The organism is Lentihominibacter faecis, from assembly GCF_014306095.1.
Lineage (GTDB): Bacteria > Bacillota > Clostridia > Peptostreptococcales > Anaerovoracaceae > Lentihominibacter > Lentihominibacter faecis.
Map to the genome: position 1 here is coordinate 1 of NZ_JACRWC010000045.1, position 9,888 is coordinate 9,888.

Below are 9,888 nucleotides of genomic sequence, written 5' to 3' on the forward strand. Positions count from 1 at the left end.
TCGTCGGCAGCGTCAGATGTGTATAAGAGACAGCCCGAGTACGTTCGCTGTTATGCTATAATCTCCTTTTCCTTTCTGAAAAACAAATATAAAAATAACACGCATTGCTGCAACTTTTCTGGACTTCTCTTCCGAAACATAGTATAAAATATTTAAGAGGTTCTGCTATTGCAGGGCTCCTTAAAAAATGAGACGCTCCTCCGCCCTTTCTGGTGGGAGGCAACGTCTCATTTTTTATACCTGTAAATTCTTTATTTATTCTACTGTCACATTTGGCGTAAACCTAACTTCGTCATTGCATTTATCACACAAAAACGAATGTGCGGTCTTGTAATCTGCCCCTGCCGGTTTATAAATCCCCTTGCCACATTTCAGACATGTTACCTTTGTACCTTCTCTTAATTCCATGGATATATCTCTATCAATACGGCTTCCCATTGAAATAGCCTCCTTTTCTCCACTCAAACTCACCATATGCCTCTTTTACAACACCTATAACATATCGCATATCTGAAATGGTCAGCGAATCAATATTTCTCATCTGTTTAAGCTCATTCATATAACATAATACTTCCGCTCTCTGACACCCGCCGGTATCGTAATAGTGATGGGTCAATTCATGAACAACTGCTGCAGCCGCATAACGTTCATTTGCATTATTTAAAACATGCAACTTCATAAAGTCGCCTTGACTATAGGCACGATCCCCGCTTGGCTCCGGGCGATAACTCAACTCGAAGTGCAATCCTTTCTCGTCCATATACTGGATTGCCCTTTTTCCAATCCTAGTCTTGTCTAACTCGTCGAAGATGCTCTCCGCTCGTATATCGCTATTGGCCGGAAGACTCGAATATGTAAATACTGTGTTCACTTTCGCTTTATTTATTATACCACGCTTTTTTGTCCTTGCGTCATTTTTATTTTCCTGCCATTCCTTAAAGCTCATCCCGTGCTCACTATAACCATCCAACCACTTCTCGTAAGCATTCAGATCCATATGCGCCGTAGTTGCACAATGACAAGAAGGATGCATCGGCGGTGCATTTTCTCCTGGCATCCCGTCATCGATCTTGAAGATCTTGCCATCCAGCGCTTTACAGTTCGCACATACATCCCTGTTATGGCATGCCATATATTCATATTCTTCGAAGCCGTTTTCCTTGTAGGACTGCAGCTGGGCTTCCGTCTGCACCCTGGCAAGCTCCGTCCGCATCAGCCTCTCGGAATTGTAAATGGACACATCAAACGTCTTGCGGAGTTCTCTGGCCAATGCACGTGGGTTTTTCCCTTGAACCATTCCCCTCGTCAGCAGCTTTCCCAGCTCATTCCTAAGAAGATCCTGATGCATCCAGATCCGCTCGGAATACTTTGCATTATGAAACGATGCATTGACAATAGTCGCCGCCATCACTGCCGCATTGTCAGGAACAGACGATCCCAGGATTCCGGCCTGCCGTTCAAACTCATCCAGCGTCCGATCCGTCAGGATCTGTTCATAAAACTGCTGCAGCTCATCAAAAGCACTGACAAGTTCAAGTCCGATGCTCGCCTTTAAAAGCTCTAATCGGTTGACCTTCATAGTGAGATTGTACAGCTTCATTTCTTCATTGGCCTGCTTGGAGAAGTTCTTCTCCTTGACGTACTTTTTCGCCTTCCGGGAGTATTCCTCCATATCAAGCTTGGATGCCCGCTTCTTAGCCTGGGCAATAGTTATACCCTCGTCCTTGGCGTATTTTGCATAGAACGAATCTATTTCCTTCTGGATCTGATCCATAGCAAAATTATACGTCTGTTGGATCTCTTTCGCATACTCCGCTTCAGACTTGAGGTTCTTTCGCAAATTTTCCCGTTCCCGCTTTTTCCAGTATTCACTATTCGTTGCCATCGCCGTCACCGCCGAACATGTCCCTCATCACAGGATCCTTTTTCTGTTCCTCTGCTTCCTCCTGCAGCCGTTCCTGCTCAGTCTTGATATTCTCAACAAACGACGCCAGCTCCAGGAGCGTTTCCTGGCTGAACTCGGCTCCAGCATCCACCAGAGCTTTCAGTTCCTCCAGCACTGCCTTTGGTAGATTCGGGGTAAAGGTTACCGTGAAATTCCCCAAATCGTCGTTACTGGCTTCGTTGACAAATTTTTTGATATTCAGCAGCAGCCGGTACCGTCTCACAAGACCCTTCTTGAATCCCCTCTGACTGTCCTTTGCAGTCTGCTGGAATCCGAACAGCTTATATTTCATGGCTTCTCCGGACTGATTCCCGGAAAAGGACTCATCGGTCAGGTCTGGCACAAAGGAGATCTTGTGAATATCGCCTTGCAGCCGCTCCTTGTAGGCTTCCGTTCCGCTGACGTCATACTGCTTGTAGATGTACTTGGCGTCAGTCTGCGACTTGCTGCCGTCAGGATTGACACCGTTGGCAAGCAGCAGCAGGTTTGCCTTCTTCATTTCGACAACTTCTTTTACCGTGTACTTTGACAGATCCAGATCACCGGAAACGACCAGCGTAGCCTCATTCAGATCCGTCATGTAGTTCGAGGTATCGGATTGTGCAGCATCGTAAAGATCAATCAGAGGAATCACATCCTCGAATCCGCTCTGCCGGTATCGATCCGGGGAGTACTCCGTGATCGGGACTTCTCCCCAGTAATGCCGCTCTCTTTTCTCCTCTACCAGTTTCAGCGCTGCCATAGTGGTCGGCCGATATGTGATGATTTCCTTGTCCGTGTAAACACTGACCATCACTTTCTCCCGGATGCCGATCCGGTATCTTGGGTATCGCACTGCAAAGAGCGGGGTTCGCTCTACATCCAGACCATAGCAAACAAACGTCTCGAAGGCGTTACTGATCACCGACCGATCTTCGTCGGCTCTGTTTCTATACTGCAGCTCATATGCCCTGCCGTACTTTTTGAAGTCCCGCCAAAGTTCCGAATCCAGAGATTCTACGTCATTGAGTTTGTCATACTCGGTGACCATCTCGTTGATTTTCTCATTATCGCTGGATTTCTTGATGGGGATCCCGGTGTTATAACCTACATCAAACACATTGATGATCTTTGCAAAATTATGGGCTGCACGGTGATCTGCCTTTCCTTCTTCGACCCGCCGGTTCTCATCGTTATAGATCCCGGTGTTTCTCGCCTTCATGTAATCATCCAAAGCGGCAAGCCGCGGGCACTGTTTTTCATAGTGATCCTGGATCATCTCCTGCAGCTTCTTCGCATCTGACAGGATCTCATCTGCCGTGTGAGCCCGGTACGAAAAGTTTGCTTCTGGTCCGTAGAGCTGCTGAAAGCTCTTAGACACGTTATATGGGCGGCGATCTTCGCCATGTTCAAATTCATTTACTTTATCCATACTAAATCATTCCTTTCAGTTTCTTCGCTTGATCCATCTGCTTGTCCGGCTCTGGATTGGTGCTGACAGTCATATCTGAGTAGATCCCGTACCGGATCGCACACAGCACGTCATCCATTTCCTTTAGCGGCTCGGCCGAGTTCTTCTTCCAGATGTACTTGAATATTTCTTCCCGAAATCTCGGGCACTCATCGTACACGATCATAAACAGATCATTCTGCATCAGCGTGGCCACAGCCTCGATCCCGGAAAGCACTCTGTTGTTTCCGAAATAAGCCTGGATGCCAGCCTTTTGAAAAGCTGCAATGTGCTCTGGTCTTGCCGGGTCACAATAAAAAGGGATATTGCCGTATCTGGTAATCATCCCCTTTGCAGCTTCTATCCATCCATTTATGTATCTATGCTTTGTTGCATCCTCCTCGATCACGCAGTAGCTTCTCCCTTTTACGCCGATTGCAACGATTGCTCCGTAGTGCTCCCATCCCCAGTCAACACCGGCGATGATCCGATCGAAGTTGATCTGCCGTGCCTGATCAGCGGTGATGGAGTGCTTCTGCCGATCAAACTGCGGATAAACAACCCCGTCTCCGGAAACCCACAGGCCTTTAACGCCCCGATCATAAAACATTCCCTTCGGGGTCGTTGCTTTGATCTCCCGGACATACCTTTCATCCAGGAAGGTATTGTCATCCAGGGAAAAGTGATTGCTCAAGATCCCGGATGCTCCCGACTTGATATAGTCTTTCAGCAGCCAGTGCTCCGGATGATCCGGGTTGGTATCTGCGATGATCCTTGCACCCTTACCGCTGCATCTTGCCTTGATTTCATCGAAGACTTCCTGATTGGCAAGGGACGCCTCATTGATGTATGCTCCGAAAGCTGTCATACCTCTGATCCGGCCAAGACCCGATATGGATCCATGTGAGGTCTGGATCACCTTCACGCCGAACAGGTTGAAGTTATTGTATTTATCAAACTTGAACTCGAAACCGTACTTATTGGACAGCTCCGTCAAGATATTATCCTGAATATTTCCCAGCGAATACCCTGCAAGGATATACTGCGGCGTATCGATCCCCAGCTGATCTGCCGTCTGGCGAACCTTCCGAAGCTCTGCCAGGAACAGATCGTTATCAAGCTGCGTCTTTCCGGAACGCTTGGCGCCGTGGTTTATAAGCATGAACCAGTCAGAATTTCGACAGGCTTTGAGGATCTCTATCTGCTTCGGTGTGTAAATCTTACTCAGCATCGAGCTCAGCCCCTATCGCATCAAAGAGCTTGGCGACCTTATCCTCCGTGGATGCCTGCTCACCGCCCTTGATTCTTTCTGTATCTGCCTTGATCCGCTCGATCCGGGCACGCTGCTCTTCTGTCGCCAGCTCCCAGTTCTTATGCAGCAGATCGTCGTACTTGTTGATCATACTCTCCAGCGTCTTCTGCGCCCTTGCCTGAGCCTGCAGGAAATTACTCTGCTTATCCCACGCCTGCTGAACCTCCCAACGTTCACCAATCACGTTGCCGTCCTTTTCTTCCACCTTTTCAACGGTCTTATCTTCCCGGTCTTTCACATACATAATTTTCTGCGCCCTGATGATGGCTGCATAGGCAATCTGTATCTGATCCCAGAGGATGTCCAGCGGATCCTTTGGCATTTCCTTTATAATTGAAACGGTTTCTTCCGGAAGATACTTCGAGAAGAAACCGTATTTTTCTGCTTTTTTGTTTCCGGGTGGTCCTCCTGAGCTGTTCTTGTTGCCCGGCTGAGCACCTCTTTTTGTGTGCGTACTTTTTTCTGGTTTTGTGTGCGCACCTTTTTTACCGTCCTTAGACCACTTGTGCCGCGTCTTCCAGGACTTCACCGTATTGAGTGTCACGCCATATTTCTCGGCGATTTCCTTATATTTCATCCCGGCCATATAATCCTGCTCGGCCAGTTCGTAGTTCTTTAAATCCACATCACCACCTCTCATTCGTCGGTTTTGCACATACGAAAAAAGAACCCGGCTTGGGGTTCTTGCGTCTTTTAATTCTTTGCTCAAATGTCTTTTGACAGCCTACTCTTTTAAACTAAGTTCAACATAACCGCAATTCTTGCAAATATACGCAGACTTTGGTGAGCACGGCTCCTGCTGTTTGTCTCCTGTCTTTCCTTCATACAAAACAATTCCTTGGGAAAGCGTAACTTTTTCCATTTCTTTTTCACATCGCAAACACTTCATAATTTCCTCCTCTGCGTTTTTGTCTGATTCCCTCAAACCATCTATGAATAAATATAACATTCGGGCTTCTTCTCCGTTAGGATTATTTATCAATTCATTCAGCACATTCTTTTTATGTAGTTTCTCCTGGAGCTTTTCCTTTGCCTTTTCCCACTTTTTGCCCCTGTGTGCCACGACTTTGGTGGAATGCCTGTTTATATCTCGCACAATGGCTTTTTCCAAGCTGTCACGCCAATCTAAAATGTCAAATAGAAAAATAGTACCCATCTCCGGATAATGATTGACCATGCCCTCACGTGCTATAAAATTAGCCATTTCCATAAATCTACTAGAACCGTACCACAGATGTGCAGCAACTTCATCACTTAAATACTTTTCATAATCCCCTCTTGCATCATTTATCTCAAACACGAATTCTAAAAAAGCATTAGAATCGGACATGATTGCCAGATACACGCCTTCGGGGTTGAGAAAGCTTACTTGCTCTTCGTCCAATCTTTTTTCAATATCGTAGATTTCTTGAGTATGCGCCTTCCTTTCAATATCCCATACTGCAAGCAGTGCATTCGCTATCTTTTCACCAATCACGTCCTGAAACCTCACTTTTTGCTCTTTACGCAACTTAAACCTATAAAAAATATGGCTCGCCGCAACAGAAACAACGGCAACAACAATACCGGTCAAAATTTCTCCTGCATATACGACTAAAAAGTTGTGTAGAATTTCAGACATGATTTCCCTCCGTCTCACCATTCTACACCATTCGTCGTATTTTGTAAAACAAAAGATACCCATCGCTGAGTACCTTCCGCCGTCATTTATGTATAAGGAGTCATCAAAAAATGTTTTAGAGCCTCTTTTACAATTCCATTTCCCCCATCACCATATTACAACAACGACGAAGCCTTACACAGCCAAAACCTCCCATCAAGGGAGCTTTCTGGCCGTTGTTATTCCAAGTAAAAGGAGATTCAGCAAAGTCTATGTCAAAAGTGACTTTGTGGATTTTTTCCACGATATCATTATACCACGACAAAAATGTGACATTCAGTGACTATTTGTGACTATTTTGCCAAAAATCACGAATTTTTCTTGAAATCGTCTCCCTAGCATACCCCAATTCATCCGCGATCTGCTCCTGCGTCAACCCATTTACATAATACAGCCTGAGAATATCCCGGGTCTGCGGATCCTCGACCTGGTCAAGAAAGCCTTCCAGAAAAGCGATCTCCTGCTGGATCTGCCGAAGCTTCTGGTAATACCGCTCTTTCAGCTCCGGGTAATCCTGCTGGCCATAACCTGTGATCGTAATGCTGTGGGGCTTGCCTGTCCGATAGTCCTTTGCAGTATCTCCCACGTATTCAGTTGTCTTGGCCGGCCGATCAAGCATCTCCTGCAGATGCCGTGCTTCACTGATCAGAGACCGCATTCTTTTCAGGCGTTTCTTTGTCATTACTGTATTCCCATTTCAACATGTTTTCGGCTACCATCCTCAGCAACCTCAATGCAGCATATGCAACTCTCGCAATTCTTGTTGCATGGAATAAGATTCGGATTATCGGAATCTCCAATATAGCCCTTTGATCTTGCCATCGGCTCATCGCAATAAAGCCGCTCTTTCCGCTTCTTGGCTCCTGCCATATGTATCACCATCCTTCAAATTTGATTCCTGTGCCTTTTTCGATCGTCTCCTGTAGTTGCTGGATCCGCACAATGTGATCATCCATATATTCTCCGTAGCGATTTGCACGTCTGAAGATATCACATGCCTGCTCATCAGTCAGACCGATCTCATCCGATGCAGCCGATAAAAACAGTAGCAGTGCTTTCTTGGTTACATCATCGGTCACCTTGTTCTTGATCCTCTGCAGCTGCTTTTCGCTGACATTATGTTTCTGATTCTTCTTTTTCGGTTTCTTCACTCTCTTCATTTTCCGCCCTCATTTGTCTCAGATTTTCATAGACTGCTGCATTAGAGCACCCCAGTTCATCTGCAATCTTTGCAGCACTCCATCCAGCATTATGAAGTGCCCTGATCTTTGCTGTGTCGACTGTTTTTTTTCGGCCGCTTTTCTTTTTCTTCGGGCTGCGCATAGGCTCAACTATTGGCTCCGGCACATCGGCAACACGCCGTTCTTTTTCCTGCAAAGCCTCCGGCGTACATTCTGCTCCGCAGGCAGCATACCCTGCCAGATCCACAAAATTATCCTGCGTATACTTTCCGGTTTTGATCCGTGCCATCTTGAGCATGCCCATCATCATAGCCACATCTACTGCCGTAACAGAAGCTCCAAGATATGAACTCCAAAGATCTGCAATCAGCCCAAAATTATCTTCAATCTGACCGTACTTGTCTCTTCGATCCTGGCAGACTATTCGAATAGCATTTTCTAAAATCTGTTTTCGAAACATCTTCTCACTCCTCTATTTTTAAAAACAACATTCCCAGTTTTTTATACGGCTTGCTTTTATGCAGAAGATCCCAGAAATACGGTTCATGAATTCCCACGATCTTTGAGAGTTCTCTCCCGGAATCAGCCACAAAACAGGGAAGCTCGTATTTATCTGCTGTTACTGCCATATAAAGCATTACTCTTCCTCCTGCCTCATGGCTTCTGCATCTCTGGCGCGCTCTATTTCCTGATCAATGCACATAGGGCATACCATAAATCCGAATCCTGATTCTGTATGGATCTCCAGCGACGTAAAGCTTTCTCCGAACTTTACCGGCTTCCCGCATCCTGCACAGGCAATGACCTTGTCCATTCTGTCTTCCAGGAGCGAACACTTCAGCTCATCTTCTGGAAGAACGTAAGGCCTATATTTCCCGTGATATGGATCCCACCTTCCAGCAACTCTGGCACTAAATATTTTGTTCATTCTGTTTCTCCTTTCACCAGGATGTCATCTCCGACATCCGTCACGAACTCCTGCCGGGTATGGATCACTACATCCCCAGTATCCTCGTAAATTTCTACCCAGTAAGTATCACCGTCTGCATACTCTGCCGGTGCATCATCATCTGATGCAGCGCCGATACCAATACCGATCCAAAGCATCGTCACAGCGATCACAGCTGAGAGAATGGCCATCATAATCCTACTCATTGCCTTTTACCTGCACCAGCTTTGAAAAGAATTTTGCAGTCGTAGTAGGGACGTCTGTAAATTCGTCGCCGTCTATTCCAGCTATCAGGATCGTTCCGTAAAAGTCTGCGTTCATCACCGTGCAGTTATACGGCAGGCTTTGTATGCGCCCCTCTTCGTTACAGACAATCATAAGTTCTTCGGTGAGAGTCACTGTCTCGATATATCCTCCAACATTTTTTTGGAAAGCTTCCAGTGTGTTATCAATATCCGTAAGCACCGGATCTTTCCCAGGTTCTTTTTTCAGTACGATCATAACGCTTCTCCTTCCATCACTCCCTCTACCGGGATATGTCTCTGTTCCATCACCAGTTCACTGATCCGGTAATAATCCTCATCGTCTTTTGTCTGCACCAGTGCCCACTTGTCATCCACGGCGCTTCGCAGTTCTTTTACTCTTCCCAGCTCTCCGAAATTCGGATTGCCGATCTTTATGATTTTTACTAAATCTCCTACGTACAGCATTACTTTTCTCCTTTGATTCACCTTTCAATCATCCTCCAGGGACTCCATCACGATATAGATCCCCGGCACCTTTGCCCAGAATTTTTCAACATGCTCGGATGCCACCTGAGCATCGTTTTTGAAAAACCCCAGCTCCTCCATCACGTCTTTCAGCATCTTCTCCAGGTTATCCGTATCCGGCTTTGTCGCTTTATACTCACCGTCTCTATGCCGGCCGCGAATCGGAAAACACCACTTCACCCCGAGCCACACGGGACCAGTAAATCTTTTTTTGGGAACATGCTTTGCCAGATGCGCTCGTAATTTTTCTCTTGCCTGTTTCAATTCGGCAGGTTCATACACGACCGGTTTTCCATTTCGAATCGTGATGGATTTTTCCTGCTGCGTAATCGTTGGCGGCAGCATCGCCATAAAAAATTCAAATCTCATGCTTTACCTCGCTAAAGTGCATCCTTTTGTCAAAAAATGTTATTGTCACAGGGCAGGGAAAGGAAGGTAAGGGCGGGCAGCATTTAAGCCCGCCTTACTTTTCCCCTGTGATCGTCAGGGAAAATTCTTTATTACTCCCCTTTAGGGGAGTACCCAGACTGTAGACAAAAGCCCGACCTTAGAAATAAGGTGTCAGGCTTTTTCTATGAGGAAAAATGTTGTAAAACATTGAAATTTCAACGCATAAAGCCTGTAATATGATATAATTAATTT

The 9,888-nt window shown here is 46.1% G+C and carries 15 protein-coding genes; all 15 read right to left on the bottom strand.

The window, feature by feature from the left end; all coding sequences use genetic code 11:
- Window positions 1–255: 255 nt before the first annotated feature.
- On the bottom strand, window positions 256–408 hold the full coding sequence (locus tag H8876_RS03175; RefSeq protein WP_249286491.1) for a hypothetical protein: 153 nt from the start codon (window positions 406–408) through the stop codon (window positions 256–258).
- Between the two features lie 13 nt (window positions 409–421).
- Window positions 422–1,885 carry a minor capsid protein gene (locus H8876_RS03180; RefSeq protein WP_249286492.1) on the bottom strand — a complete coding sequence of 488 codons (1,464 nt, stop codon included), beginning with the start codon at window positions 1,883–1,885 and terminating at the stop codon, window positions 422–424.
- Window positions 1,872–3,356, bottom strand: a complete 1,485-nt coding sequence (locus H8876_RS03185) for a phage portal protein (protein ID WP_249286493.1) — start codon at window positions 3,354–3,356, stop codon at window positions 1,872–1,874. The genes H8876_RS03180 and H8876_RS03185 overlap by 14 nt, the downstream gene beginning before the upstream one ends.
- Before the next feature lies 1 nt (window position 3,357).
- Window positions 3,358–4,605 (bottom strand): PBSX family phage terminase large subunit, encoded by a 1,248-nt coding sequence (locus tag H8876_RS03190; RefSeq protein WP_249286494.1) that lies wholly within the window; start codon window positions 4,603–4,605, stop codon window positions 3,358–3,360.
- Entirely contained in the window at window positions 4,595–5,311 is a 717-nt protein-coding gene (gene terS, locus H8876_RS03195; RefSeq protein ID WP_346727828.1) for a phage terminase small subunit, read from the bottom strand. Before terS ends, H8876_RS03190 begins: the two co-directional genes overlap by 11 nt.
- A gap of 99 nt (window positions 5,312–5,410) precedes the next feature.
- Window positions 5,411–6,307, bottom strand: a complete 897-nt coding sequence (locus tag H8876_RS03200; protein ID WP_249286495.1) for a hypothetical protein — start codon at window positions 6,305–6,307, stop codon at window positions 5,411–5,413.
- A 322-nt stretch (window positions 6,308–6,629) separates the two neighbouring features.
- Complete coding sequence (locus H8876_RS03205) at window positions 6,630–7,028, bottom strand: sigma factor-like helix-turn-helix DNA-binding protein (protein WP_249286496.1); 399 nt, start codon at window positions 7,026–7,028, stop codon at window positions 6,630–6,632.
- A gap of 193 nt (window positions 7,029–7,221) precedes the next feature.
- Window positions 7,222–7,506 (bottom strand): hypothetical protein, encoded by a 285-nt coding sequence (locus H8876_RS03210; RefSeq protein ID WP_249286497.1) that lies wholly within the window; start codon window positions 7,504–7,506, stop codon window positions 7,222–7,224.
- On the bottom strand, window positions 7,463–7,987 hold the full coding sequence (locus H8876_RS03215; RefSeq protein ID WP_249286498.1) for a DUF6378 domain-containing protein: 525 nt from the start codon (window positions 7,985–7,987) through the stop codon (window positions 7,463–7,465). Before H8876_RS03215 ends, H8876_RS03210 begins: the two co-directional genes overlap by 44 nt.
- A 4-nt stretch (window positions 7,988–7,991) precedes the next feature.
- On the bottom strand, window positions 7,992–8,165 hold the full coding sequence (locus tag H8876_RS03220) for a hypothetical protein (protein WP_249286499.1): 174 nt from the start codon (window positions 8,163–8,165) through the stop codon (window positions 7,992–7,994).
- Complete coding sequence (locus tag H8876_RS03225; protein ID WP_249286500.1) at window positions 8,165–8,455, bottom strand: hypothetical protein; 291 nt, start codon at window positions 8,453–8,455, stop codon at window positions 8,165–8,167. The genes H8876_RS03220 and H8876_RS03225 overlap by 1 nt, the downstream gene beginning before the upstream one ends.
- On the bottom strand, window positions 8,452–8,682 hold the full coding sequence (locus tag H8876_RS03230; RefSeq protein ID WP_249286501.1) for a hypothetical protein: 231 nt from the start codon (window positions 8,680–8,682) through the stop codon (window positions 8,452–8,454). Before H8876_RS03230 ends, H8876_RS03225 begins: the two co-directional genes overlap by 4 nt.
- Window positions 8,675–8,977, bottom strand: a complete 303-nt coding sequence (locus H8876_RS03235; protein ID WP_249286502.1) for a DUF3846 domain-containing protein — start codon at window positions 8,975–8,977, stop codon at window positions 8,675–8,677. Before H8876_RS03235 ends, H8876_RS03230 begins: the two co-directional genes overlap by 8 nt.
- Window positions 8,974–9,186, bottom strand: a complete 213-nt coding sequence (locus H8876_RS03240) for a hypothetical protein (RefSeq protein WP_249286503.1) — start codon at window positions 9,184–9,186, stop codon at window positions 8,974–8,976. Before H8876_RS03240 ends, H8876_RS03235 begins: the two co-directional genes overlap by 4 nt.
- A gap of 24 nt (window positions 9,187–9,210) precedes the next feature.
- Window positions 9,211–9,615, bottom strand: a complete 405-nt coding sequence (locus H8876_RS03245; RefSeq protein ID WP_249286504.1) for a RusA family crossover junction endodeoxyribonuclease — start codon at window positions 9,613–9,615, stop codon at window positions 9,211–9,213.
- Window positions 9,616–9,888 lie beyond the last annotated feature (273 nt).